Source organism: Streptomyces cylindrosporus, from assembly GCF_022698165.1.
In the GTDB taxonomy this organism is placed as follows: domain Bacteria; phylum Actinomycetota; class Actinomycetes; order Streptomycetales; family Streptomycetaceae; genus Streptomyces; species Streptomyces cylindrosporus.
The window spans coordinates 227,572-253,091 of sequence record NZ_JALDAY010000011.1 but is presented as its reverse complement, the minus strand read 5'-3'; the positions used below and the strand labels follow the sequence as shown (position 1 = coordinate 253,091).

Annotated in this window: 16 protein-coding genes; 10 read left to right on the top strand and 6 right to left on the bottom strand. The window is 71.9% G+C overall.

The annotated features are described in order from the left end of the window. Positions 1-39 precede the first annotated feature (39 nt). The gene (locus MQP27_RS34060; protein ID WP_242772297.1) at positions 40-3,600 is read left to right on the top strand and encodes a hypothetical protein; all 3,561 of its coding nucleotides are present in this window, start codon (positions 40-42) and stop codon (positions 3,598-3,600) included. On the opposite strand, the gene MQP27_RS34055 is transcribed toward MQP27_RS34060, so the two are convergent. Next, positions 3,563-4,336, bottom strand: a complete 774-nt coding sequence (locus MQP27_RS34055; RefSeq protein WP_242772295.1) for an SDR family NAD(P)-dependent oxidoreductase — start codon at positions 4,334-4,336, stop codon at positions 3,563-3,565. The two genes, MQP27_RS34060 and MQP27_RS34055, sit on opposite strands and share 38 nt — an antisense overlap. Positions 4,337-4,432: 96 nt before the next feature. After that, positions 4,433-5,101, bottom strand: coding sequence for an MOSC domain-containing protein (locus tag MQP27_RS34050; RefSeq protein WP_242772292.1), 669 nt, complete (start codon positions 5,099-5,101; stop codon positions 4,433-4,435). Between the two features lie 80 nt (positions 5,102-5,181). Between MQP27_RS34050 and MQP27_RS34045 the strand changes: the two genes are divergently transcribed. Then, on the top strand, positions 5,182-6,093 hold the full coding sequence (locus MQP27_RS34045; RefSeq protein ID WP_242772289.1) for a LysR family transcriptional regulator: 912 nt from the start codon (positions 5,182-5,184) through the stop codon (positions 6,091-6,093). A 128-nt stretch (positions 6,094-6,221) separates the two neighbouring features. Here the strand turns inward: MQP27_RS34045 and MQP27_RS34040 are convergent, their stop codons facing one another. After that, complete coding sequence (locus MQP27_RS34040; protein ID WP_242772286.1) at positions 6,222-6,551, bottom strand: WhiB family transcriptional regulator; 330 nt, start codon at positions 6,549-6,551, stop codon at positions 6,222-6,224. A 381-nt stretch (positions 6,552-6,932) separates the two neighbouring features. Here MQP27_RS34040 and MQP27_RS34035 point away from each other — a divergent pair, with 381 nt between their 5' ends. The 4 genes from MQP27_RS34035 to MQP27_RS34020 all read left to right on the top strand — a co-directional run bounded on the left by MQP27_RS34035 (position 6,933) and on the right by MQP27_RS34020 (position 11,359). After that, the gene (locus tag MQP27_RS34035) at positions 6,933-7,544 is read left to right on the top strand and encodes a response regulator transcription factor (RefSeq protein ID WP_003948568.1); all 612 of its coding nucleotides are present in this window, start codon (positions 6,933-6,935) and stop codon (positions 7,542-7,544) included. Positions 7,545-7,865: 321 nt separating this feature from the next. After that, on the top strand, positions 7,866-8,453 hold the full coding sequence (locus tag MQP27_RS34030) for a sigma-70 family RNA polymerase sigma factor (protein ID WP_242772277.1): 588 nt from the start codon (positions 7,866-7,868) through the stop codon (positions 8,451-8,453). Between the two features lie 173 nt (positions 8,454-8,626). After that, a complete protein-coding gene (gene guaB / locus MQP27_RS34025) occupies positions 8,627-10,129 on the top strand; it encodes an IMP dehydrogenase (protein WP_242772273.1) in 1,503 nt (500 codons plus the stop codon). Positions 10,130-10,234: 105 nt separating this feature from the next. Continuing rightward, entirely contained in the window at positions 10,235-11,359 is a 1,125-nt protein-coding gene (locus MQP27_RS34020) for a GuaB3 family IMP dehydrogenase-related protein (RefSeq protein ID WP_242772270.1), read from the top strand. A gap of 697 nt (positions 11,360-12,056) precedes the next feature. Here MQP27_RS34020 and MQP27_RS34015 read toward each other — a convergent pair. Both MQP27_RS34015 and MQP27_RS34010 read right to left on the bottom strand, forming a co-directional pair. Then, positions 12,057-12,626, bottom strand: coding sequence for a hypothetical protein (locus MQP27_RS34015; protein WP_242772267.1), 570 nt, complete (start codon positions 12,624-12,626; stop codon positions 12,057-12,059). Positions 12,627-12,760: 134 nt separating this feature from the next. After that, positions 12,761-13,969 (bottom strand): nucleotide sugar dehydrogenase, encoded by a 1,209-nt coding sequence (locus MQP27_RS34010; RefSeq protein WP_242772265.1) that lies wholly within the window; start codon positions 13,967-13,969, stop codon positions 12,761-12,763. A 262-nt stretch (positions 13,970-14,231) separates the two neighbouring features. Here MQP27_RS34010 and MQP27_RS34005 point away from each other — a divergent pair, with 262 nt between their 5' ends. Next, entirely contained in the window at positions 14,232-15,938 is a 1,707-nt protein-coding gene (locus MQP27_RS34005; protein ID WP_242772255.1) for a glycerol-3-phosphate dehydrogenase/oxidase, read from the top strand. A gap of 264 nt (positions 15,939-16,202) precedes the next feature. Here MQP27_RS34005 and MQP27_RS34000 read toward each other — a convergent pair whose 3' ends face one another. Continuing rightward, the gene (locus tag MQP27_RS34000; protein ID WP_242772252.1) at positions 16,203-17,387 is read right to left on the bottom strand and encodes a serine hydrolase domain-containing protein; all 1,185 of its coding nucleotides are present in this window, start codon (positions 17,385-17,387) and stop codon (positions 16,203-16,205) included. A 487-nt stretch (positions 17,388-17,874) separates the two neighbouring features. On the opposite strand from MQP27_RS34000, the gene MQP27_RS33995 reads away from it, so the two are divergent. The 3 genes from MQP27_RS33995 to MQP27_RS33985 all read left to right on the top strand — a co-directional run bounded on the left by MQP27_RS33995 (position 17,875) and on the right by MQP27_RS33985 (position 25,511). Further along, entirely contained in the window at positions 17,875-20,268 is a 2,394-nt protein-coding gene (locus MQP27_RS33995) for a serine/threonine-protein kinase (RefSeq protein WP_242772249.1), read from the top strand. Between the two features lie 157 nt (positions 20,269-20,425). Next, positions 20,426-23,644, top strand: a complete 3,219-nt coding sequence (locus MQP27_RS33990; protein ID WP_242772246.1) for a serine/threonine kinase C-terminal domain-containing protein — start codon at positions 20,426-20,428, stop codon at positions 23,642-23,644. Positions 23,645-23,798: 154 nt separating this feature from the next. Next, entirely contained in the window at positions 23,799-25,511 is a 1,713-nt protein-coding gene (locus MQP27_RS33985; protein WP_242772243.1) for a serine/threonine-protein kinase, read from the top strand. Positions 25,512-25,520: the final 9 nt, after the last annotated feature.

Sequence of the window (25,520 nt, the reverse complement as noted above, 5' to 3'; positions counted from 1 at the left end):
GAACAGCACCATTGTCGCTCTCTTTGGCATCATGGGCCCATGGAGGCGCGGGGGGAGCGGTCCGTATCGGCGGGCGGCAACATCGGTACCGCCATCACGGGCGACCACAACACGGTGATGCTGGCGCCACCCGTGCGCTCGGCCTACCAGGAGCAGGTACGGCGCATCGCACCCGCCGAACTCATCGACCGCGAGCGGGAGTTGAACGACCTCGCGGTCTTCTGCACGGCGGCCTCGGGGCCGAGCTACACCTGGTGGCGGGCGGGTGCCTGGGCCGGGAAGACGGCACTGATGTCGTGGTTCGCACTGCACCCCCCGCAGGGCGTGCGCATCGTCCCCTTCTTCGTCACGGCGCGGCTGGGGGCCCAGAACGACGTGGTGGCGTACGTCGATGTCGTACTGGAACAGCTGGCGGAGCTGGCCGACGAGGGCATTCCCGCCCACCTGACCCAGGCGACCAGGGAGGCGCACCTCCTTCGCCTGTACGGTGAGGCGGCCCGAGCCTGCCGGGCCCGTGGCGAGCGCCTGGTCCTGCTGGTCGACGGTCTGGACGAGGACCGGGGCGTGACGACAGGCCCGGACGCGCACAGCATCGCGAGCCTGCTGCCCGCGCGGCCGGAGGAAGGCATGCGGGTCCTGGTCGCGGGCCGCCTCAATCCGCCGTTGCCGGGAGACGTGCCCGGTGGCCATCCGCTGCACGACCCCGCGATCGTACGGACGCTGCCGCGGTCGCCGTACGCCGAGGCCATCCGCACGGAAGCGGAACGCGAGCTCAAGCATCTGATCAAGGCCGGTGGCCTTGAGTACGACCTGCTGGCGCTGGTGACGGCCGCGGGCGGTGGCCTTACGGCGGACGACCTGGCCGAGCTGACCGAGGCGGTCCCCTACCGGGTCCGAGACGTCCTGCGCACCCGCGCGGGCCGGACCTTCGGACTGCGGGTCCACGTCTACCTGCTCGGTCACGAGGAACTTCAGACACAGGCCGAGGAGATGCTCGGGGCGGCCGAACTCGACCGGTACCGGGGGAAACTGCACGACTGGGCCGACGCATGGCGGCAGCGGGGCCGGCCGGACCGGACTCCGGACTACCTGCTGCGGGGGTACTTCCGGATGCTGCGGGCCACGCGGAATCTGCCGCGTATGACCGACTGGGCCCTGGACGCCGTGCGCCACGACCGGATGCTGGAGGCGACCGGCGGTGACGTGGCGGCGCTGGCCGAGATCCGGACCACGGAGGACCTGGCCATCGAGACCGGCGCGGTCGACCTGCCGAGCGTGGTCCGACTCGCCCTGCGCCGCGAGGAGTTGGAGGGCCGCAACCACACCATCACGCGGACGTTTCCCCGGGCTTGGGCGACGCTGGGCCGACCGGGCCGGGCGGAGGCCCTGGCCCGCGGCATTCCGCGACCGGAGGCGAGGCTGCTCGCCTTGACCGATGTCGCCGAGGTGCTCCTCGACCGCGGGGACCGCGAGGACGCCCTGCGGCTCCTTGCCGAGGTGGACCGGGAGGCCCCGCTCGGCGACAGGGGAGAGCTCGGCAAGGCCGTGATCGTTGCCTGGCAGCATGCCGGGGAGCTCGATCGCGCCGAACGCCGCGTACGCGCTGTGTCCGACCCCAAGGCCCGTGAATGGCTGCTGCCCGATCTCGCTCTGCGATGGGCGCGCTCGGGGGCGTTCGACCGGGCCGAGGCGCTGTGCCTGGAGGAGGAGACCGCATCCGTACGGGCCCGGGGTGCCGGTGTCGTGGCGGCCGCCTGGGTCGAGGCGGATCGGTTGGACCGGGCGGAGGCCCTGGTCCGGGCCGCGGGTCCCGAAGCCGAACTGGTGGTGTGGGCCTGGATCGTGGACGCCCTGCGGCGCGCCGGCCGGGACGGCGCGGCGCGGGAACTCCTCGCACGCCTCGACTTCGCCGCATGTCCCCCGCACCTGATGCGGCCGGCCGCCGAGGCGCTCACGGCGGCGGGCGAGTACGACCGGGTGGTGGCGCTCACCCCCACCCCGTGGGAGGACGGCGGGTGGGACGACTGGGAGGAGCGAGAGTGGGGAGAGGCCCTGTGCCGTGTCGCGTCCGCCCTGGCCGATGACGGTGAGTTCACCCGTGCCTGGTCCCTCGTCGCTCGGAACGACGACGAGGACTGGCGCTTCCGGGCGCTGGGCGCGGTGGCGAAGGCACAGGCGGCCTCGGGCGCGTACGAGGAGATCGAGCGGCGGATCGGCGAGTCCGGGGAGCGGCAACGCGGATGGCTGCGGTACGCGATCGTCGAGGCGTCGACCGAGGCGGGGGAGCTCGACCGGGCCGAGCGCATGGCGGCCGACGGGGAGGGCGAGCTCTTCCATGAAGAAATGCTCGAACTCGTCATCGAGGCCCGGGCCCGGGCGGGCGCCTTCGTCCGATCGATGGAGCTGGCCCGTTCACTCGGCTGGACCTCGGCCTACGAGGCGCTGGTACGAGGCGTCCTGGCGGCGGAGGCGTCCGGCACCGACGCGGCGGCGGACGCGATCGCCGAGGCGGAGGCCGAGTGCCGCCGGTCGGGCCGGACCGGAAGTCTGGATGCCGCGTTCACGGCCTGTGACCTGGCAGAGGCGGGGTGGCGGCAGGAGGCGGAGGCGGTGCTCGACGCCCTCGGCGTCCCCGTTGGGCCGGAGGCCGAGACCGGACAGTCGACTCCGGAGGCGGAACACCCCGTTCGGCCGGCCGGCGCCGAGAACATCGCCGCCGCGCTGTCGCGCACGGGTCGGTTCGACGAGGCCGAAGCGCTCTTCAGCGGGCTCCGTGACAGCTTCCTGTACGAGGGTCTGATGGCGTCCCATGTCCGCAGGCTGTGCGTGGCGGGACAGTTCGACCGGGCCGTGGGCCTGGTGGAGCCCTGGACCGACGTGGGCGACCGCCTCCGCATGGAGATCGCCACGCATGCGGCGGCCGCGGGCGAGAAGGAACTGGCCCGGTCACTCGCCGCCGAGACGTCCGACTCGAAGTACCGCGTCCGGTCCTGGGCTCGCATCGCGGTCTCCCTTGCCGCCCGCGGAGACGAGGAGGCGGCAGCGGCCCTCGCGGAAGCCGAGTCCCAGCACGGGACGCGGCGGGCGGACAGGTGGGCGACCGCGGACCTGATGCAGGCGTACTTCGCCCTGGGGCGGTCCGCGGCGGGCGAACGACTCCTGAGCACGATGGCTCCCGTCCGTCCCTCTGATTTCACCGGGTACGTGGTGACCGCCCTGGTGCAGGTGGGGGAGTACGACCGTGCCGAAGACTGGGTCGAAAGGCTTGTGTCGGGCGAGGACACCGGGCGACTGGCTCTGGTCGAAGGTCTGGTGGCAGCCGGGCAGCAGGCACGCGCGGTTCAACTGACCCGCCGTATCGAGGAGTCGGGCGCCGACCCCGACCCCCGTCTGTGGCTGGCCCTCGCGCCCGGACTGGAGCCGGACCGGGCACGGGTCCTCGTGGCCAGGGCCGCTCAGCGCATGAGGCTCCAGCAGGTCCTGCCGGCTCTGGTGCGCGTGGAGCCCCGTACCGTATCCCTGATCGTCGAGACGCTGTGCCGGCCGGCACCCGCCACTCCGCCTACTGCGGCCCGTACTTCCGCCCGGTCCGAGACGTAATCCCACCCAACAACCCCCTCGGCGCCACCTTCACAACCCCCATCAACGCCTTGTACCGCGCATCCGGAATCGACAGCGACTTCCCCCGCGCCAGATCCCCCAGCGCCGCCGCCACCAGCTTGTCCGCGTCCAGCCACATCCACCCCGGGATGTTGTCCGTGCCCATCCCGGCCCGCTGGTGGAACTCCGTGCGGACGAAGCCGGGGCAGAGGGCCATCAGGCGTACGCCGCTGCCCGCCAGGTCCTTCGCCGCGCCCTGGGTGAACTGGACGACCCAGGCCTTGGAGGCGCCGTACGTGCCGCGTGGCACGAACGCGGCGACGGACGCCACGTTCACGACCCCGCCCCGGCCCCGCTCCCGCATCGCCTCCGTCGCCGCCGACGTCAGCCGCAGTACCGCCTCGCAGTGGACCTTGAGCATCTTCAGCTCGTCGGCCATGGAGACGTCGAGATAGCGGCCCTTGTTGCCGAAGCCCGCGTTGTTGATCAGGAGGTCGACCGGGTTCTTGCGGTCGGACAGGCGGGCGGCCACCGCCTCGATGCCGGTGTCCGTCGCGAGGTCGGCCGTGAGGACCTCCGCCTCGATGCCGTGCCGGTCGTGCAGCTCGGTCGCCTGGTCGCGCAGTCGCTTCGTGTCGCGGGCGACGAGCACCAGGTTGTGCCCGTCGGCCGCCAGCCGCCGTGCGAACGCGGCGCCGATGCCCGCGGTCGATCCCGTAATCAGAGCCGTTGTCATGACCCAAGGGTAGTTACCCGGACTGTGGGAGTCCGATCTCTGCACACGGCCCGACGGTGGTGAAGCACCTGGGGAGACGCCCGGTCTGACGGAATGTCAGGCGCCGTACTTCGCCACGTACCTGCGCGCCGCCTCCAGCTCCTCCGGATGCAGTGCCGCGCCGGCCGCCAACACCCTTGGCAGCAGCTCCCGTTCGGTCGTCGACGCCCGGAACGCGAGCCCCACCGTCACCTCGTGGTCCGGCCGGTGCACGGTCTCCACCGGGTCGCCGGCCCGGATCTCGCCGGGCACGATCACCCGTAGGTACGCCCCCGACGCCCCGCGGCGCGTGAACCGCTTCACCCAGCCCTTTTCGCCCAGATGGCCCTGGAAGGTACGGCAGGGAATCCGGCCGGACGTGACCTCCAGGACCACCTCCGCCCCGATCCGCCAGCGCTCGCCGATCAGCGCGCCGGTGATGTCGAGGCCCTCGGTGGTGAGGTTCTCGCCGAAGGAGCCGTTCGGCAGCGCCCGCCCCAGCTCGCGCTCCCACTCGTCCAGGTCCTCGCGCGCCACCGCGTACACGGCCTGGTCGTCGCCGCCGTGGTGGCGCCGGTCGCAGACCGAGTCGCCGGCAAGACCGCTCCCCGCGAGCCCCTTGGGCCCGGGCGCCGCCACCCGCACCGGCCCCGCGAACGGCCGCTTGTCGATGCCGGTCACGCCCTCGGGGTGGTCCGTGTAGGGCACGGCCGTCGCCCGGCCCAGGTTCACTGACAGAAGCCTCATGGCGGCACGGTAGGCGACCGCGACTCAAAGTGTCGACGGATTATTCGGCGTCGTACCAAAGCCTCGCTTATTCTCGGAACGTGCTCGAAGCCCGTCATCTCCGTGTCCTGCGCGCCGTCGCCGCCACCGGCTCCTTCTCCGCCGCCGGGCGCGAACTGGGCTGCACCCAGCCCGCCGTCAGCCAGCAGATGAAGGCCCTGGAGACGTCCGTGGGCACCCCGCTGCTCGTCCGCAACGGGCGCGAGATGCGGCTCACACAGGCCGGCGAGGCGCTGGTCCGGCACGCGGGCGGCATCCTCGCCGGCCTCACCGCCGCCGAGGAGGAGGTCGCCGCGATCGCGGGCCTGCGGGCCGGGCGGGTCCGGCTGGTCTCCTTCCCCAGCGGCAGCTCCACCCTCGTACCGACCGCCCTCGCCGCCCTGCGCGCCGCCCACCCCGGCACCCGCGTCTCCCTCGAAGAGGCCGAACCGCCCGCGTCCGTCGAGATGCTGCGCGAGGGCGAGTGCGACGTGGCGCTCGCCTTCCGGTACGAGGGCGCGGCGGGCGCGGGCGGCGAGCAGGGGGAGTGGGAGGACCTGGTGGTACGGCCGCTGCTGACCGACCGGTTGGTCGGTCTGGTGCCCGAGCGGCACCGGCTCGCGGACGCCGGGACCGTGGGCATCGACGAACTCGCGGGCGAGCCCTGGATCGCCGGATGCCCGCGCTGCCGCGGCCGGTTGGTGGAGGTGTGCGAGACCGCCGGCTTCACCCCGCGCATCGACTTCGCCACCGACGACTACCCGGCCGTGGTCGGCCTCGTCGGCGCCGGTCTCGGCGTCGCCGTACTCCCGCAGCTCGCCATCGAGTCCGTACGACCCCGCCACGCGCGCGTGCTGACGCTTCGCCCGGCGGTGCGGCGGGAGATCGTCGCGCTCACCCTGCCCGACCTGGCCCGGGTACCGGCGGTCGCGGCCACGCTGGAACAGCTGGGGCGCGCGGCCGCCCGGCAGTGAGAAGAGCCCGGCAATCCGCCCGGCAGTGAGAAGAACCCGGCAATGAAGAAGGGCACGCGCGCGTGCCCTTCCCGGTGGGAGCTCGGGGTTCTGGGAGCTCGGAGACTCTGGAACGCAGAAACGTTCCTTCAGTTGTTCGAAGCGCCGTCCCCGCTGCTGGCCCCCGCCGACACCAGCCGGTTCCGCGCCCGACCCATGAGCTCTTCGCGCTCGTCCTCGGTCAGGCCGCCCCACACGCCGTACGGTTCTCTGACCGCCAGCGCGTGTGCCGCGCACTGCGCGCGCACCGGGCACCTCATGCAGACCTCCTTGGCCGAGTTCTCGCGAGCGCTCCGGGCCGCGCCACGCTCGCCCTCCGGATGAAAGAAGAGCGAGCTGTCCACCCCGCGACAGGCGGCCAGGAGCTGCCAGTCCCAAAGGTCCGCGTTCGGTCCGGGAAGGCGGGAGAAATCTGCCATTACGTGACCCCTTGTAGCCGTTCTGAGCGGATACGGTGCCCACGACCGTACATCTACGATCTAAGGAGATGAAAATATGACTCATTGCGAATCTAGCCTCAGACACCAGCAGATGGGAAGAAATGGGGCTAAATGGGGCACCGGTTGTGATGAAACGTTGTGGGTCCGCCCCGCATGTCTGCACCGTGTCCGCACCCTCACGTAGAGTGCCGAAGATGGCACACAGCCCCGTAACTCTTTCGAGTGACCGTCGTTGAGAGTGCGGAGGCGGTTGAAGCAACAAGTGCTCGGGCTGGTGTCCGAGACGGTCGACCGCACAGGTGACGATTTCGTACCAGCCTGGAGGCTCAAGGTGACGTGCATCAGCTGCGGAGGGCGGCCATGACATCCGTCCTCGTCTGCGACGACTCCCCGCTTGCCCGAGAGGCGCTCCGCCGCGCGGTCGCGACCGTGCCCGGCGTCGAGCGCGTGACGACCGCGGCCAACGGCGAGGAAGTCCTCCGCCGCTGGGGCGCGGACCGTTCGGACCTGATTCTGATGGACGTACGCATGCCCGGACTGGGCGGCGTCGAGACCGTGCGGCGGCTGCTGTCCGCCGACCCCGGTGCGCGCATCATCATGCTCACCGTCGCGGAGGACCTGGACGGGGTCGCGCTCGCGGTGGCCGCGGGAGCGCGGGGCTACCTCCACAAGGACGCCTCGCGCGCGGAGTTGCGGGCGACCGTGACTCAGGCGCTCGCCGATCCGACGTGGCGGCTGGCGCCGCGGCGGCTGCGGTCGGCCGAGATGGGGGCGGCTCCTACGCTCACCGCGCGGGAGATCCAGGTGCTCGAAGGTATGAGTCACGGTCGGTCCAATGCGGAGATCGGGCGGGAGTTGTTCCTGTCCGAGGACACCGTGAAGACGCATGCCCGGCGGTTGTTCAAGAAGCTGGGTGCGTCCGACCGGGCGCATGCGGTGGCGCTCGGCTTCCGGTGGGGCCTGGTTCGCTAAGAGCGCGGTCGGTGCAGGCCGTCGGCTGGGTGCGGGTCCGTTGTGGCTGGTCGCGCCCACGCGGCGGAGCCGCACAATGTCTCGCCCCGCGCCCCTGAAGGGGCGCGGAATGCGACGTTGGTCAAGTAGTCCCGTCGGCATCCGCTGCTCGTTTCGGCGCGGATGCCGCATCCTTGAGGTGTGGAGTCTCTCGGGGACGAGTCGGTCGAGCGGAAGGGGAGGGCGCAAGGGATGAGTTCCGGCGCACCTGCTCATAACGCTTCGGTGCACAACATCGGACGCGATGCCACGGACCGCAACGGCGCAAGGCACCATGGACCGATGCGCGACGACGAGGCGGCCAAAGCCGTAGGGGCGATCGGTGCACTCGTCCATCGCGCCGTCGACGGGGACGAGCAGGCCACGCACGACCTGCTCGCCCATGTCCACCCCCTGGCGCTGCGGTACTGCCGCACCCGTCTGTCCCGTCTGCCGGGTGACGCCCGGCACTTCGTGGAGGACCTCGCGCAGGAGGTCTGCGTCGCCGTCCTCCTCGCCCTGCCGCGCTACCGGGACACCGGCCGGCCCTTCGAGGCGTTCGTCTTCGCCATCGCCGCGCACAAGGTCGCCGACCTGCAGCGGGCGGCGATGCGGCACCCCGGGTCGACCGCCGTGCCCTCGGACGAGATGCCGGAGCGGCCGGACGACTCGCTCGGCCCGGAGGAGCGCGCGCTGCTCAGCAGCGACGCCGAATGGGCCAAGAAACTCCTGGCCAACCTGCCGGAGAACCAGCGGGAGCTGCTGCTGCTGCGCATCGCCGTCGGGCTGACCGCCGAGGAGACGGGCCAGATGTTGGGAATGTCACCCGGCGCCGTGCGGGTGGCGCAGCACCGGGCGCTGAGCCGGCTCAGGGCGCTGGCGGAGCAGTAACCCCCGCGCGGCGGGCGTCTTTTCCGGACGGGCCCGCCTTCTTTGAACAGGCCGCCCGGGGATTCCGTACGAACATACGAAGCCCGAGGTCAGGCGGAACCGTGGAATTTGATGGGTGTGCTTCCCGTTAGCATGGACATCCGCACCGATCAAGGCCATTTGGGGAAGGTGTCATGACTGCGAACGTCGACGGAGTGCCCGGAAAATTCGCGACACTCGGGCTGACCTACGACGACGTGCTGCTGCTGCCGGGAGCGTCCGAGGTGCTCCCGAACGCGGTCGACACCTCGTCCCGCATTTCCCGCAACGTCCGGGTCAACATCCCGCTGCTCTCCGCGGCGATGGACAAGGTGACCGAGTCCCGCATGGCGATCGCGATGGCCCGCCTCGGCGGCGTCGGCGTCCTGCACCGCAACCTCTCCGTCGAGGACCAGGTCAACCAGGTCGACCTGGTCAAGCGGTCCGAGTCCGGCATGGTCACCGACCCCATCACGGTGCACCCGGAGGCCACGCTCGCCGAGGCCGACGCGCTGTGCGCGAAGTTCCGCATCAGCGGCGTCCCGGTCACCGACCCGGCCGGCAAGCTGCTCGGCATCGTCACCAACCGCGACATGGCCTTCGAGAGCGACCGTAGCCGCCAGGTGCGCGAGGTCATGACGCCGATGCCGCTGGTCACCGGCACGGTCGGCATCTCCGGCGTGGAGGCCATGGAGCTGCTGCGCCGCCACAAGATCGAGAAGCTTCCCCTGGTCGACGACGCCGGCGTCCTCAAGGGCCTCATCACGGTCAAGGACTTCGTCAAGGCCGAGAAGTACCCGAACGCCGCCAAGGACGCCGAGGGCCGCCTGCTCGTCGGTGCCGCCGTGGGCGCCAGCCCCGAGGCCCTGGAGCGCGCCCAGGCGCTCGCCGAGGCCGGCGTCGACTTCCTGGTCGTCGACACCTCGCACGGCCACAACAGCAACGCCCTCAGCTGGATGTCGAAGATCAAGTCCAGCGTCTCCGTCGACGTGATCGGCGGCAACGTCGCCACCCGCGACGGCGCCCAGGCCCTCATCGACGCCGGAGTCGACGGCATCAAGGTCGGCGTGGGCCCCGGCTCCATCTGTACGACCCGTGTCGTCGCCGGCATCGGCGTCCCGCAGGTCACCGCCATCTACGAGGCCTCGCTCGCCGCCCGCCCGGCCGGCATCCCGCTGATCGGCGACGGCGGCCTGCAGTACTCCGGCGACATCGGCAAGGCGCTTGCCGCCGGTGCCGACACCGTGATGCTGGGCAGCCTCCTGGCCGGCTGCGAGGAGTCGCCCGGCGAGCTGCAGTTCATCAACGGCAAGCAGTTCAAGTCGTACCGCGGCATGGGCTCGCTCGGCGCCATGCAGTCCCGCGGCCAGGGCAAGTCGTACTCGAAGGACCGCTACTTCCAGGCCGAGGTCGCCTCCGACGACAAGCTCGTGCCCGAGGGCATCGAGGGCCAGGTGCCCTACCGCGGCCCGCTCTCCAGCGTCCTGCACCAGCTCGTCGGCGGTCTGCGCCAGACCATGGGCTACGTGGGCGCGGCCACCATCGACGAGATGGAGTCCAAGGGCCGCTTCGTCCGCATCACCTCGGCGGGCCTCAAGGAGAGCCACCCGCACGACATCCAGATGACGGTCGAGGCGCCGAACTACAGCAGCAAGTAGGCAGCGGTCCTGTCGGAGGCGGTCCCGGAGGCATCCGGGACCGCCTCTGTCGTACCCGTCGGCGATACTGGAAGACGCTGAACGCATCAGGGAAAGGCCACAGACGTGACTGAGATCGAGATCGGGCGCGGCAAGCGCGGGCGGCGGGCGTACGCCTTCGACGACATCGCCGTCGTCCCCAGCCGCCGTACGCGGGACCCGAAGGAGGTCTCGATCGCCTGGCAGATCGACGCCTACCGCTTCGAGCTGCCCTTCCTGGCCGCCCCCATGGACTCGGTCGTCTCCCCGGCCACCGCGATCCGCATCGGCGAGCTGGGCGGCCTCGGCGTCCTGAACCTCGAAGGCCTGTGGACGCGGTACGAGGACCCGCAGCCGCTGCTCGACGAGATCGCCGACCTCGACCCGGCCACGGCGACCCGCCGTCTCCAGGAGATCTACTCCGCCCCCATCAAGGAGGAGCTGATCGGCGCGCGCATCAAGGAGGTGCGCGACTCCGGCGTGGTCACGGCCGCCGCGCTCTCCCCGCAGCGCACGGCGCAGTTCTCCAAGGCGGTCGTGGACGCGGGCGTGGACATCTTCGTCATCCGGGGTACGACGGTCTCGGCGGAGCACGTCTCCGGCTCGCACGAGCCGCTGAACCTGAAGCAGTTCATCTACGAGCTCGACGTCCCGGTGATCGTCGGCGGCTGCGCGACCTACACCGCCGCCCTGCACCTGATGCGCACCGGCGCGGCGGGCGTCCTGGTCGGCTTCGGCGGCGGCGCGGCGCACACCACGCGCAACGTGCTGGGCATCCAGGTCCCGATGGCGACGGCGGTCGCGGACGTGGCCGCGGCCCGGCGCGACTACATGGACGAGTCCGGCGGCCGGTACGTGCACGTGATCGCCGACGGTGGCGTGGGCTGGTCCGGCGACCTCCCCAAGGCGATCGCCTGCGGCGCGGACGCCGTGATGATGGGCTCCCCGCTCGCCCGCGCGACGGACGCGCCGGGCCGCGGCCACCACTGGGGCATGGAGGCCGTCAACGAGGAGCTCCCGCGCGGCAAGAAGGTCGACCTGGGCACGGTCGGCACGATCGAGGAGGTGCTGACCGGCCCGTCGCACATCCCCGACGGCTCGATGAACTTCTTCGGCGCGCTGAAGCGGGCGATGGCGACGACCGGGTACAGCGAGCTGAAGGAGTTCCAGCGCGTCGAGGTGACGGTGGCGGACTCGCAGCACAAGCGGTAGGGCTTACGGCGCCTGAAGGGCCGGTCATCCATCCCACGGGGTGGGTGACCGGCCCTTTTGCGTGCCCAAGTGGGCTGGTGGGGGCGCGTGTTGAGAGGCGGGGGCGCGTGGTTGCGTTCGGGGCGAATGTGGGCCGAACGGGCGTAAGCGGGCGGTAGTGTCCGTGATCGGCGACCCGCTGTTTGGGGGCGCCCCCTTCCAAGGAGCACGTCTCCGGACCCGGTGCCCGGGGCCCGGCCCGGAGCTCCAATGGACCGCCCAACCGGGTTAACGGGCGGCGTCATGGAAGGGGGCGTGCCCATGGGCCGTCACCGCAAGCCCACCCGCTGGGATCAGGTTCGGCTTCGGCTGCTGAAGTTCCGGAGGAGGTGGATCTTGCGGATTTACGGCCGGTGAGCGGCCGCCCCCATGACAGCTAGGGGCGGACACCCGTAAACCGGTCAGGAGCCCGCCGCAGTTCCCGCTGCGGTGGGCTCCACCTTTTCGGTGGTGAGTGTCCGCCCCTACAAGAACTAGGGGCGGACACTTCGTGAACCATCCAGGAGCCTCCGCAGTACTGCATTGGCCTCTGCGGTGGGCTCCACCTGCCAGGTACCGTACCCGCGCCGCGCCCCACATGCCACCAGCCCCGGAGCCCGGTCGCACCCGCGCGCCCCCCTTCACAACCGACGCGCCGCCCCGCCCCACACCGGCAGCGTCAGACCGCCGCCTTCTTGGCCCCCGTGAACGCCACATACGCGGCGATCGCGAAGAACACGAACGTCAGCGGGTCGGCGTCCGCCTTCCAGGCCTCCTGGACGACGTCGAAGTGCTGGAAGAAGACCTCGGTGAAGCTGACCGAGGCCGCCTTGGCGAGGATCATCGCGTCGCCGACCAGTTGGCCGATGTAGACGGAGCCGAGGGACAGGACCGCGCTCGCGACCGGCAGGACCGGGTTGCGGCCACCGACGCGGCCCGCCGCGAGGCCGATCAGGAAGCCGACGCCGACCGCCGCCCAGCCGATCTCGTGCTTGGTGAGGCCGATGATCGCGCCATAGACGCCGGCGGCGACCACGGCGGCGACGAAGGCCGCCCCCAGACCGAGGCCGACGTTGTTCTTCGCCGGGGCGGGAGCGACGGGGGCGTACGGCACACCGGGCACCGGAGGCGGCGGTACGGCGGCACCCGGCTGCTGGGCGGCATCCGGGGCGCCGTCGGCGGCCTGCGCGTACGGGTTGCCGTCGACCGGCTGGGGCTGCGGCTGCGGCGGTGGAACTGACTGGGTCATGACAGAGATCCCCCCACGGGATGGAACGAGCGGAATGGTGAAGCTCAGATGCGTGCGCACGAGTGTGCGACGAGTGAGGGGAGAGTAACAGCTGGGTGTGACAGTGCCACCAGCGAATTTGACGTCAGCGGGCGTCAGAGGCGGTGGGCCGCACCGGTAGGAGTCGTTCCCCTTGTGTCCAGCAGGAGCTGGGCCTTCACCGACAGGCCCTGGAGGTCGTACGTGCGGTGGTGCTGGAGGAGGATCGTCAGGTCGGCGTCGGCCGCCGCCTCGTAGAGGGAGTCGGCGCGCGGGACCGGGCGGTCCAGGACGTTCCACGACGGGACGTGCGGGTCGTGGTAGCTGACCTGGGCGCCGAGCTCCATCAGGCGGATCGCGATCTCGCGCGCGGGAGTGGCCTGTTGGTCGGCGAGGTCGGTCTTGTAGGTGACGCCGAGGAGGAGGACACGGGCGGCGCGGGCCGACTTGCCGTGCTCGTTGAGCAGGGTGGCGGCGCGCTGGACGACGTAACGAGGCATCTGGCTGTTGACCTGCTGGGCCAGTTCGACCATGCGCAGGGTGCGGCCGGTGGGGCCGGTCAGGTCCTGGGGGAGGGCGTGGCCGCCGACGCCGGGGCCGGGGCGGAAGGCGTGGAAGCCGAAGGGTTTCGTCTCCGCGCAGCGGACGACGTCCCAGAGGTCGACGCCGAGGTCGTGGCAGAGGACGGCCATCTCGTTGACGAGCGCGATGTTGACGTGCCGGAAGTTGGTCTCCAGGAGCTGGACCGTCTCCGCCTCGCGCGGTCCACGCGCGCGTACCACCTTGTCGGTGAGGCGGCCGTAGAAGGCGGCGGCCGACTCGGTGCACGCGGGTGTGAGGCCGCCGATCACCTTGGGGGTGTTGGCGGGGGTGAAGTCGCGGTTGCCGGGGTCGACCCGGCTGGGGGAGTAGGCGAGGTGGAAGTCGCGTCCCGCGCGCAGGCGCGAACCCTCTTCGAGGATCGGCCGCAGGAGGTCCTCGGTGGTGCCCGGGGGGACCGGCGATTCGAGGATGACCGTGGTGTGCGGGCGCAGGTGCGCGGCGAGGGTGCGGGCGGCCGACTCCACCTGGGTGAGGTCCAGGCCGCCGTCGGCGCCGCGCGGGGTGGGCGCGCAGATCACGGCGGTGCGCACACGGCCGAGTTCGGCCGGGCCGGTCGCGTGCCGGAAGCCCCCCGAGAGCATCCGGCGCAGGTCGGCCGCGCTCAGCGAGCCGGGCTCGGGGCCGGTCTTGTAGCCGACGGTGGGGATTCCGGCGGCGACGGCCGCCTGGGCGAGGGGCAGGCCGAACGGGCCGAGTCCGATGACGGCGAGATCTGCGGGCATGGCGTGGGCCGTCCTTCCCAGTAACCGAAGCGGGACAGGTGCGCAAGCCCTGTGGACAGAACGAGCGAGCGCAATGTCAGACTAGGAGTAAATATGACCGATTTGCGGGATTGGTTCGTCGAGTTTCCGTGAGTGTTGTCCACAGGCTGGGGGTGAGTGGTGGCTGAAGTCGGGCAAGCCGGTCAGAATTTGGGCATGGGGGAGAGGGAACGGGCTTCGCCCGACGGGTGCGGCCGGTGCTACCGATAACCAGGAGGCAGCGGTGAGGACAGCGACACTGGGGCCGGCGCAGCGCGCCGAGTCACTGGCAGCAATGGCCGAGCGCGAGCTGGACGTGCTGGTGGTGGGCGGTGGCGTGGTCGGCGCGGGCACCGCCCTGGACGCCGTGACACGCGGCCTGGCCACCGGGCTGGTGGAGGCCCGCGACTGGGCGTCGGGCACCTCCAGCAGGTCCAGCAAGCTGATCCACGGCGGCCTGCGCTATCTGGAGATGCTCGACTTCGCCCTCGTACGGGAGGCGCTGAAGGAGCGCGGACTGCTGCTGGAGCGGCTCGCCCCGCATCTGGTGAAACCGGTGCCGTTCCTGTACCCACTGCAGCACCAGGGCTGGGAGCGCCTGTACGCCGGTTCGGGCGTCGCGCTCTACGACGCCATGTCGATGGCCCGCGGGCACGGGCGGGGCCTGCCGGCACACCGTCACCTGAGCCGCCGTCACGCGCTGCGGGTGGCGCCCGCCTTGAAGAAGGACGCGCTGGTCGGGGCCCTGCAGTACTACGACGCCCAGATGGACGACGCGCGTTACGTGGCCACGCTGGTGCGTACGGCGGCTGCCTACGGCGCGAAGGTCGCCAACCGCGCGCGCGTGACGGGCTTCCTGCGTGAGGGCGAACGGGTCGTCGGCGCGCGCGTGCAGGACGTCGAGGCGGGGGGCGAGTACGAGATCCGCGCCAAGCAGGTCGTCAACGCGACGGGCGTGTGGACCGACGACACCCAGGCGATGGTGGGGGAGCGCGGGCAGTTCCACGTCCGGGCCTCCAAGGGCATCCACCTCGTCGTGCCGAAGGACCGCATCAACTCCTCGACCGGCCTGATCCTGCGCACCGAGAAGTCGGTACTGTTCGTCATCCCCTGGGGACGGCACTGGATCATCGGCACCACGGACACCGACTGGGACCTCGACAAGGCCCACCCGGCCGCGTCCAGCGCGGACATCGACTACCTCCTGGAGCACGTGAACTCGGTGCTCTCGGTGCCGCTGACCCGGGACGACGTGCAGGGCGTGTACGCCGGGCTGCGGCCACTGCTGGCCGGCGAGTCCGACGCCACCAGCAAGCTGTCGCGCGAGCACACCGTGGCACATCCCGTGCCGGGTCTTGTCGTCGTGGCGGGCGGCAAGTACACGACCTACCGGGTGATGGCCAAGGACGCGGTGGACGAGGCGGTGCACGGGCTCGACCTGCGCGTCGCCGAGTGCGTGACGGAGGACGTGCCGCTGCTGGGCGCCGAGGGGTACCGGGCGCTGTGGAACGCGCGAGCGCGGATCGCGGCGCGCACGGGTCTGCACGTGGTGCGCGTGGAGCATCTGCTGAACCGTTACGGCTCGATGGCGGAGGAGGTCCTCGACCTCGTCGCCTCCGACTCCTCACTGGGCGAGCCGCTGCAGGCGGCCGACGACTATCTGCGCGCCGAGATCGTGTACGCCGCCTCGCACGAGGGTGCGCGGCACCTGGACGACGTGCTGACCCGGCGCACCCGCATCTCCATCGAGACCTTCGACCGGGGGACGCGGAGTGCTCGTGAGGCCGCCGAGCTGATGGCGCCGGTGCTGGGGTGGGACAAGGACCAGATCGAGCGCGAGGTCGAGCACTACGAGAAGCGGGTGGAGGCCGAGCGGGAGTCGCAGCGGCAGCCGGACGATCTGACGGCGGACGCGGCGCGGCTGGGGGCGCCGGACATCGTGCCGTTGTAGGCGGTCTGGGGGCGTCCGGGGCGTCTGGGGCGTCTGGGGCATCTGGGCGTCCGGGGCGTCCGGGACATCTGGGGTGTCCGGGGCGTCTGGGACATCTGGGCGTCCGGGGTGTCTGGGGCATCTGGGGTGTCCGGGCACGTCCAAGGTGTCCGGGCATGTCCAGGGCGTTCGGGGGTGCTCCCCGGGGCGCTTGGGGGACCGTCGGTGAACGGTTCACTCGAACGGGTGTCGCGGAGTGGGATCTTCGTTCGGGAGCTGGTCGTTCTACGAGGTGCGGGGGCAGAACTCGGCGGTGAGCAGGGCCGGTTCGAGGTCGGGGTCTGCGATCGCCGTCGTGTTCACCCGGAAGGTGAGGACGCGACGACCGTCCACGGTGGCCGCGGTGCGCACGTAGCTGCCGGTGATACGGCCGTTGTGCCCCCACACCGTGATGCCGCACGACAGCTTCTGGGGAAACAGGCCCATGCCGTACAGGCCGTGTGCGGTACGGGTGTCGAGCATCTCGCGCAGCAGGCGCGGGGGCAGCAGCTCGCCGCCGAGCAGCGCCGCGTAGAAGCGGTCCAGGTCGGCGAGGGTGCTCACCAGCTCGCCCGCGGCCCCGGCCACCCGCGGGTCGAGCTCGGTGACGTCGGTTCCGTCGGCGGCGTAGGCGCGGCCGTGCGGGGAGGGGAGGGAGGTGCGGGAACCGGGGAAGGAGGTGCCGGTCAGACCCAGCGGAGCGATGATGCGCCGCTCGGCCTCGGTGGCGTAGGAGCGGCCGGTGACCTGCTGGATGACCATGCCGAGCAGGACGTAGTCGGTGTTGGAGTAGTGGTAGCGGCCGGGGTCGGTCGGGGGGTGGGTGAGGGCGATGCGTACGGCCTGAAGCGGGGAGAGGGGGACGACGCCCTTGGTTTCGACGGTGAAGTCGTTCAGGCCGCTGGTGTGGGTGAGCAGGGCGCGCAGGGTCATCGTGCGGCCGTCGTTGCCGGCGCCGCGGATCAGGCCGGGCAGGTGCTGCTCGACGGTGTCGTCCAGCGACAGGCGGTGTTCGGCGGCCAGTTGGAGGACGACGGTCGCGATGAAGGTCTTGGTGATGCTGCCGGCGCGGAAGTGGTCGGCGCGGGCGATGTCCTGGCCGGCCTGGGCGTAGTGGGTGGTGATGGGGCTGGTGACGGGGGTGGGGGCGGGGGCTGTGCCGATGCCGGCGGTGCTGGGCGTGGTGCGGGTGTTCGGTTCCTCGCGGGTGAGGAGGGCGGCGGCGGGGGCGCGGCCCTGGGTGGTGAGGAGGTGGAGGATCGCGTCTGCGGTCGGGGCCGTCGTCGGGGCCGAGGCCGGGGCCGAGGTCGGGGATGTGGAGGCGGTGGCTGGGGGAGGGGTCGAGGGTGGCGGCTTGGTGGTAGTGGCCGGGGCGAGGGCCAGCAGGGTCAGGGACACCGGCACGGCCAGGAGCGTCCTCAGCGACGGCATCGTGGGGGGTCCCTTCCTTGTTGCGGGCCATCATGCAGGGCGGACCTGTGCGGGTCGCCGCCGGGACCGGCGGTGGACTTGCGGGGGGCTGTCCTCGGGACCGGCGGTGGACTTGCGTGGGCTGTTCCCGGGAATCGCGGCGGGCCCGCGTGGGCTGTCCTCGGGCATCGCGGCAGACCCGCGAGGGCCGTCCCCCAGGACACCGCGACAGACCCGCGAGGGCTGTCCTCCAGGGCACCGCGACAGACCCGTGAGGGTCGCCCCCCGGGGCACCGCGGCGGATCTGCGTGGGGTGCGCCGTGGGCCGTGGCTGGGTGGGGGCTTTGAGGTGGTTGTGTGGGGCCGTTCGTGGGGGCGCGGGGGGACGGGGGCGGTGTCGAACCGGTGTCCGGGGCCTCGTGCGGGAACAGGGGCACCCTAGGCGTCGGGCACTTGTCGGGTGAGGGACAATGGAGGCTCTGTCAGGGCGGGTTGTATGAGGGGACGCATGTCGGAGGAGCGGGCGGGGACATCTCGTCAGGACACTCGTCAGGACAAGAACGAGCGTCTTCTCGCCGGGCGGTACCGGCTGGGAGGGGTGCTCGGCCGCGGCGGCATGGGCACGGTGTGGCGGGCAGAGGACGAGACCCTGGGCCGGACGGTGGCCGTCAAGGAGCTGCGGTTCCCGTCGAACATCGACGAGGACGAGAAGCGCCGGCTGATCACACGGACGCTGCGCGAGGCCAAGGCGATCGCGCGGATCCGCAACAACAGCGCGGTGACGGTCTTCGACGTGGTCGAGGAGGACGACCGGCCCTGGATCGTGATGGAGCTCGTCGAGGGCAAGTCGCTGGCCGAGGTCATCCGGGAGGACGGCCTGCTGGAGCCGAAGCGGGCGGCGGAGGTGGGGCTCGCGATACTCGACGTGCTGCGTTCGGCGCACCGCGAGGGCATCCTGCACCGTGACGTGAAGCCGTCCAACGTGCTGCTGGAGTCCGACACCGACCGCGTCGTGCTCACCGACTTCGGCATCGCCCAGGTCGAGGGCGACCCGTCCATCACCTCGACCGGCATGCTCGTCGGCGCGCCCTCCTACATCTCCCCGGAGCGGGCCCGCGGGCACAAGCCGGGCCCCGCGGCCGACCTGTGGTCGCTCGGCGGACTGCTGTACGCGGCGGTCGAGGGCGTGCCGCCGTATGACAAGGGGTCGGCGATCGCGACGCTGACCGCGGTGATGACGGAGCCGCTGGAGGAGCCGAAGAACGCCGGGCCGCTGAAGGACGTCATCTACGGGCTGCTCACCAAGGACCCGGCGAAGCGGCTGGACGACGCGGGGGCCCGGGCGATGTTCAACGCGGTGATCCACGCGCCCGAGCCGAAGGCCGCCGAGCCGGAGCCGCCGGCCGACGCGACCCGGGTCGTGCCGATCCCGGCGCAGCCCGACGGGCCTTCGGGCAAGGGGAGTTCGGGTGGCTCCGTCGGCAAGCGGGGCGAGGAGGCGGCGGAGAAGCTGCGCGGGGCGCTGCGTTCGATGCGCAAGGCCGCGGTGGCCGCGGGGTCGGCGGCCGGATCGGCGGCCGCGTCCCGGGGGAAGTCGGGGAGCGGCAAGGCGGGTTCGGAGACCGGCGGGAGTGCGTCGGGTGGGTCGGCCGGGGTGGCTGGGAGCGCCGGGGTGGCCGGGGCGGCCGGAGCGGGGACGCGGACAGGGGCCGGTTCCGGTTCGGTGTCCGGTTCTGGTTCCGGTTCTGGTTCCGGTTCTGGTGGTAAGGCTGCGGGGGGTTCGGGTTCTGCTGCTTCGGGCTCCGCCGCGGTGGCGGGGGCGGCTTCGTCGTCGCCGTCTGCTCCGCCCGCTCCGTCTGCTCCGTCTGCTCCGCCTGTTCCGCCGGCCAGGTCCGGTGGCAGGTCGGCGGCGGGTGCCCCGGTGGGTTCCTCGACGTCCGCGGGCGCCAAGGGCTCGTCCGGCTTCTCCTCTACCTCGGGGTCCTCGAGTTCCTCGGGGTCTGCCTCCTCCGGGTCGGCATCTTCCGCAGCTGCTTCCTCCGCGGGCTCTGCCAAGGGAGCCGCGGGCGGGGCGAGTTCGGGATGGCCCAAGATGACGCCGCCGGATCTGCCGGAGCTGCCGCCGCGGCCCGTGCCGAGGGCGCCGATCACCGATGTGGTGCCGAAGCGGACCCTGGTGATCATCGCCGTGGTCGTGGCGCTGGCGGTGCTCGGGACCGTGCTGGCGATCACGCTGAGCGGGGACGACGGCAAGAGCTCCGACGGGGCGAAGGGCGGTGGCGGCAAGGCCGTTGCGAGCGCGTCGGCGAGTGCCGACACCAAGGAGGACAAGAGCGGCGGGAGCGGGACGGGCAGCGGTTCGACGGCGTCTCCCGGTGCCGCGGCGGGCGGGAGCACGCCCAGCAACAGTCCGTCCGCGTCCGGTGGCAGCGGTGCGGGGGTTGACGGTTCGTCCGGTGGCAGCGCGGTCGAGAAGACGTACAAGGGCGGTCAGGGGTACTCGATCGGGTTGCCCAAGGGGTGGAAGTACGAGTCGACGGGGGCCGCGGGGGACCGGTTCACCGGGCCCGACGGGCAGAAGCTGCTGGTCGCCTGGACCAGCACGCCCAAGAGCGACCCGGTGGCCGACTGGAAGAACCAGGAGCGCTACATGACGCGCTCGCAGTACCGGAAGATCCGAATAGAGGAGGTGAGCTACCGCGGCTGGAACACGGCCGACTGGGAGTTCACCTATGTGGAGAGCGGGACCGAGTACCGGACGATCGACCGCGGGTTCGTCGTCAACAGTCATCTCGGGTATGCGCTGATGTACACCGCGAAAGCGGTCAATTGGGGCACTGAGCTTCGTAAGGACACGTGGAAGACGCTCGCGAACACGTTCGAGCCCGAGTCGTCGAAGTAACTGTGCGTGTTTGAGGAATGAGATCCGGCATCCGCTCTTTGCAGGTTGCCTCCGGCACGTATCGTGAAGGCTTGCGGACCGTACGCATCCGGGTATGCGTCCGGAACGGGGCACAAGGCGAACGGAATTGACCAACCGGGCGGCCGAGGGAGGCAATGTGGACGACTACGCGGGTCGGGTTCTCGCCGACCGCTACCGCCTGCCGCTGCCGCCCTCCGACGAGTACGAACTCACCGAGACCCGCGCCTTCGACACGTACAGCGGGCAGGAAGTCCTCGTCCGGCAGGTGCCGTTGCCGGAGGTCGTCGAGGCGGAGGTGCTCGACGCGGAGGGGCTGCCCGACGGGTTCACGGCGCGTGAGCCCCGGGAGCGGGGGGCTCGACGGTCGCCGACGCGTACGGGGCCGCGCCGGCCGACGGATCCCGCCGTGCGGCGCGCGGTGGAGGCGGCGCAGGCCGCGGCGCGAATACCCGATCATCCTCGGCTCGACCAGGTCTTCGACGTGTTCGCCGAGGGTGGGTCGCTGTGGATCGTGAGCGAGTTCGTGGCGGCGCGGCCGCTGGCGGCGTTCCTCGCGGAGAAGCCGCTGACGCCGTACCGGGCGGCTGAGGTCGCGTCCGACGTGCTGATGGCGTTGCGGGTGCTGCACGCGCATGGCTGGGTACACCGGAACATCACCGCCCGTACCGTGCTGATCTGCGACGACGGCCGCGTGATGCTGACGGGCCTGGCGGTGGGCGCGGCGGAGGAGGCCCTGTGCGGCTACGACCCGGTACCGGCGCCGGCGGGTGACGGCGGGGTCGGGGGCGGAAGTGGTGACGGGGGCGGTGCCGGTGCCCGTGGCGGTGGCGGTGGCACTGGAGGGCATGGCAGCGGCGGTGTCGGCGGTACGTTCGGTGGCCCGGGTGGCCCGGGTGGTCCTGGTGGCGGTGCCCTGGGGCGTGGCGGTCCCGGTGGCCTGTCCGGTGGGCCGGGTGGCCACGTCGGCATAGGAGGGGCGCAGGGGGGCGCGGCTCCTGGCGGTATGGATCCTGTGGCTGCTCGGAGTGCTGCCATCAGGGCGCGTTCGGCCGGCGGGTTGCCGAGTGCGGAGACGGATTCGGGGCAACGGAGTGGTGGGGCGGGGGCCCTCGCTCCCAAGGCTCTTGCGAGCGGCGGCGACGTCAGGGCGGCGCGGGCCGGGGCCATCGCCGCGTATCGGGCGGGCGCCCGGGCGGCGGCCAGGGTGCAGGAGGCGCAGAACGGCCGCGCGGCCCTGCCGGGAGCGCGCCTGGCACCCGAGGGCGGGGTCGGCGCGACGGGCAACGGTGCGACGCAGGCGTATCCGGCCGGTGACGGCGGCGTGGTGGGCCAGGGTTACGGTTCGGCGCAGGCCCATTCGGCTGGTGACGTCGGCTTCGGGGGGCAGGCCAACGGTTCAGCACAGGCTGCCCCCGGCGGTGACGGCGGCCTGGCGGGCCAGGGCTACGGTTCGGCACACGCTCACCCGGGCGGTGACGGTGGCTTCGGCGGGCAGGCCAACGGTTCAGCACAGTCCGCCCCGGCCGTTGACGGCAGCCTCGGGGACCAGGCCTACGGCTCGGCGCAGGCCCACCCGGCCGGTGACGTCGGCTCCGCCGGCCAGGCCAACGGTTCGGCGCTGCAACCGTATGCGCCCGGTGAGGGCACTGTCGGCCCGGCTGCCAACGGCACCGCACAGCCGTACGCCTCCGGCGAAGGCGTGCAGGATGCCCGCAGCAGCGTCACGCCGCCGGGGCAGATCGCCGACCCCTACGGCGTGGGCGGCACGTCCTGGCACGGGGCCACTCCGCGTGGCGTTGCCGGGAACGGCGGCGCGGCTGCCGGTGCCACGGGCAACGGCCCCGCCGACCTGGACACGGCACCCCCGACCGGCCTCCCGGGCCCCGGCTTCGGCGGGAGTCCCGCACCCGGCATGCCCGCCCTCGCTCCCGAAGGCACCCCCGCCCTCGACGCACCCTCCCCCCACCCTTCCCCCGCCCCCGAAGCACCCTCCTCCCACCCCTCCCCCACCCCCCAACCCCCCACCCACTGGCACGACTTGGTAGCCGGTACCCCCGCCCCGCCCCCCGCCCCACCCCGCGGCCCCGCCACCGCGCTCGCTGCCGAGCGGGCGCGGCAGGCTCGGATGGCTGTTGTGGGGCCCGTCACCGAGCGGTGGGCGCCCGAGCAGGCCGGGCCCGTGCACGAGAACTGGCAGTTGGCGGCGCCGATCGGGCCCGCCACCGATCTGTGGGCGCTCGGGGCACTGCTGTTCCGGGCCGTGCAGGGGCATGCGCCCTATCCCGAGGAGTCGACCGCCGAGCTCGTGCAGATGGTGTGTGCCGAGCCGCCGGCCTTCGCCGAGGAGTGCGGGCCGCTGAGGCCGGTCGTCGAGTCGTTGCTGCGCCAGGACCCGACCGAGCGGCTGGACTTCGAGGAAGTCAGGGGCTGGCTGCGCTCGCTCGTGCGGTCCGCGCCGGAGCCCGACGCCGGCGCGCACGTCGTCGCCGCGCCGCCCGTCGACGTCAGCCGGCTGCCCGTCGTACGGCGGCGGGGCGAGCTCGTGCGGCGGCGGAAGGCCGGGCTGCCCGCGACCACCCCGCACGGCCGGCACAAGCGGGCCAAGGAGCAGGCGGGCTCGCCCCGCAAGCTCGGCCGTACGCTCCTCCTGCTCATCCTGCTGCTGCTCGCTGGCGCCATCGCGTACGCCATGCTCTTCATGCCGAAGGCCGGGGACGACAGCGGCGCGAGCGGGGAGGACAGGACCGGTGCCGCCGGGCAGGTCAGTCCCGCGCCCGAGCGGTCCGACCAGAGTGCCAGTAGTCAGCCGCAGCCCGATCAGTCCTCGACCAAGGCCGCCGACAGTCCCACTCCCTCCAAGTCGGCGGGGGCCACGCAGACGCAGACCACCGACCCCGACGTCGGCGCCGGGTTCACCCTGCGCAAGGACCCCGAGGGCTTCCAGGTCGCCGTCGCCAAGGGCTGGTCGCGGGCGGACAAGAACAGCTGGAACCAGATCGTCTACTCCAAGGGCGACTTCGAGCTGATCGTCGTGCCGGGCCGGGACGGCGCCGTGACCTACGGCAGCGACCCGATGGCGTACCAGCGCGACGAGGAGCACGAGCTGCAGCCGTACCGCAGCTCCAGTTGGGCCACCGCGACCGGGCTGCGGACCATCACGGTGGGCACGCGGACCATGGCCGAGGGACAGTTCACCTGGACCGACGGCAGCGGACGCGACCTGTATGTGCGCAACCTCGCGATCCTGATCGACGGGCGCTACCACGTCGTACAGGTGCGTGGGCCGGAGTCCCAGCGCGACGAGGTGACGAAGCTGTACGAGCAGGCTTACGCGACGTACACGTACACGGGCTGACAGTCACACCCGGGAGCCCCGGGGAGCTCCGGGGAGTCCCCGGAAAGCGACAACCGTCACAGTGCTGTCACCTTGGGGCTTCGCTGGTTCCATGGACGGGGGCACGGTACTTAGTCTGACCCTGTCAAGACCATTGCGGGGCAACGTGAATCAGATGCAGGGCCAGCTTGTCGCGGGCCGCTACCGGCTCGCCGACTCGATCGGCAGCGGCGGCATGGGCCGCGTGTGGCGCGCACACGACGAGGTGCTGCACCGGGCTGTCGCGATCAAGGAGTTGACCGCCGCGCTCTACGTCTCGGAGAGCGACCGGGAGCGGCTGCTCGCGCGCACCCGTGCCGAGGCGCGCGCCGCCGCGCGCATCAACCACTCCGCCGTGGTCACCGTCCATGACGTGCTCGAACACGACGGGCGGCCGTGGATCGTCATGGAGCTCGTCGAGGGCTACTCGCTCGCCGACGCGGTCAAGGAGCGCGGCCGTGTCGAGCCCGTTGAGGCCGCCCGGATCGGGCTGTGGGTGCTGCGGGCGCTGCGCGCCGCGCACTCCGCGGGCGTCCTGCACCGTGACGTGAAGCCCGGCAACGTCCTCATCGGCCACGACGGCCGCGTCCTCCTCACCGACTTCGGCATCGCCCAGATCGAGGGCGATACGACGATCACCCGCACCGGCGAGGTCGTCGGCTCCGTCGACTACCTCGCCCCCGAGCGCGTCCGCGGCCATGACCCGGGCCCCGCCTCCGACCTGTGGGCGCTCGGCGCCACCCTCTACACCGCGGTGGAGGGCCGGTCGCCGTTCCGCCGTACCTCGCCGCTGACCACCATGCAGGCGGTCGTCGAGGAGGAGGCCGGCGAGCCGCGCTACGCCGGTCCGCTCGGGCCCGTCCTCCGCGCGCTGCTGGCCAAGGACCCCGCCGACCGTCCGGACGCGACCGAGGCGGAGCACATGCTCGCCGAGGCGGCCGAGGGCCGCCGCTCGCACTCGGCGCAGGCCTATGTCCCGACCCAGCACGGCGGCCCGCGCTACGAGACGGGGACCGGCGGCCACCACACCGGCCACACCGGCCACACCGGTACGAACGGATTCGGCGGTACGACGCCGCGGACCGGCTCCGCGACGCCGTACCCCCCGGTCACCGGGCCGACGACGATCGGGCCGACCGGCATGGGCGGTCCGGGCCACCCCTCGGCCACCGCTCCCGCGCCGAAGAAGCGCCGGCGGCTGCGCACCGCCCTCCTCACGCTCGTCCTCGCCGCGGTCGTGGGTGGCGGCGCGGCCTTCGCGTACCAGCAGTGGGACCAGGGGCGGGACACGGGCGGTTCCGGAAGCGTGGGCCCGTCCACCTCGCCGAGCCCGTCGGCGTCGAGCTCGCCGACCGGGAACGCGAACGGGAACGTTCCCGCCAGCTGGAAGCGGTACGACGACCCCTGGGGCTTCAGCGTCTACCTGCCCGAGGGCTGGTCGCGGAAGGTCTTCGGCGTGGACGGCGACATCAGGCAGGTCGACTACACGCCGGACGGCGGCGACCACTTCGTCCGGATCGCCATCGACACCTCGCCGGACTTCGCGGACGCCTACTCGCACCAGCTGAACCTGGAGGGGCAGCTCACCAAGCGCATCTCCGACTACCACCGGGTGCGGCTGGAGAAGAACACCTACCGCGACCGCCCCGGCGGCATCTGGGAGTACACCTGGACCGAGGGCACGGCCGCCGATTTCCCCGGACCGCGGCGCGCGGTCGAGGAGACATACATGTCGGCGGAGGGCACCGAGTACGCGATCTACGTCTCCTCGCCCGCGGACGACTGGGCGACCACCAGCAAGCAGTTCAAGTCGGTGCTGCAGGGCTGGCAGGAGAAGACCCAGCAGTAGAGCGCGCGG

Bases quoted from the DNA above. Each gene is read 5' to 3' on its own strand.
- MQP27_RS34030 (WP_242772277.1), top strand. From the start codon at position 7,866: ATGCGCGACGACGAGGCGGCCAAAGCCGTAGGGGCGATCGGTGCACTC.
- MQP27_RS34040 (WP_242772286.1), bottom strand. From the start codon at position 6,551: ATGGCAGATTTCTCCCGCCTTCCCGGACCGAACGCGGACCTTTGGGAC.
- MQP27_RS34015 (WP_242772267.1), bottom strand. From the start codon at position 12,626: ATGACCCAGTCAGTTCCACCGCCGCAGCCGCAGCCCCAGCCGGTCGAC.
- MQP27_RS34000 (WP_242772252.1), bottom strand. From the start codon at position 17,387: ATGCCGTCGCTGAGGACGCTCCTGGCCGTGCCGGTGTCCCTGACCCTG.
- MQP27_RS34010 (WP_242772265.1), bottom strand. From the start codon at position 13,969: ATGCCCGCAGATCTCGCCGTCATCGGACTCGGCCCGTTCGGCCTGCCC.
- MQP27_RS34055 (WP_242772295.1), bottom strand. From the start codon at position 4,336: ATGACAACGGCTCTGATTACGGGATCGACCGCGGGCATCGGCGCCGCG.
- MQP27_RS33995 (WP_242772249.1), top strand. From the start codon at position 17,875: ATGTCGGAGGAGCGGGCGGGGACATCTCGTCAGGACACTCGTCAGGAC.
- MQP27_RS33985 (WP_242772243.1), top strand. From the start codon at position 23,799: ATGCAGGGCCAGCTTGTCGCGGGCCGCTACCGGCTCGCCGACTCGATC.
- MQP27_RS34035 (WP_003948568.1), top strand. From the start codon at position 6,933: ATGACATCCGTCCTCGTCTGCGACGACTCCCCGCTTGCCCGAGAGGCG.
- guaB (WP_242772273.1), top strand. From the start codon at position 8,627: ATGACTGCGAACGTCGACGGAGTGCCCGGAAAATTCGCGACACTCGGG.
- MQP27_RS34060 (WP_242772297.1), top strand. From the start codon at position 40: ATGGAGGCGCGGGGGGAGCGGTCCGTATCGGCGGGCGGCAACATCGGT.
- MQP27_RS34050 (WP_242772292.1), bottom strand. From the start codon at position 5,101: ATGAGGCTTCTGTCAGTGAACCTGGGCCGGGCGACGGCCGTGCCCTAC.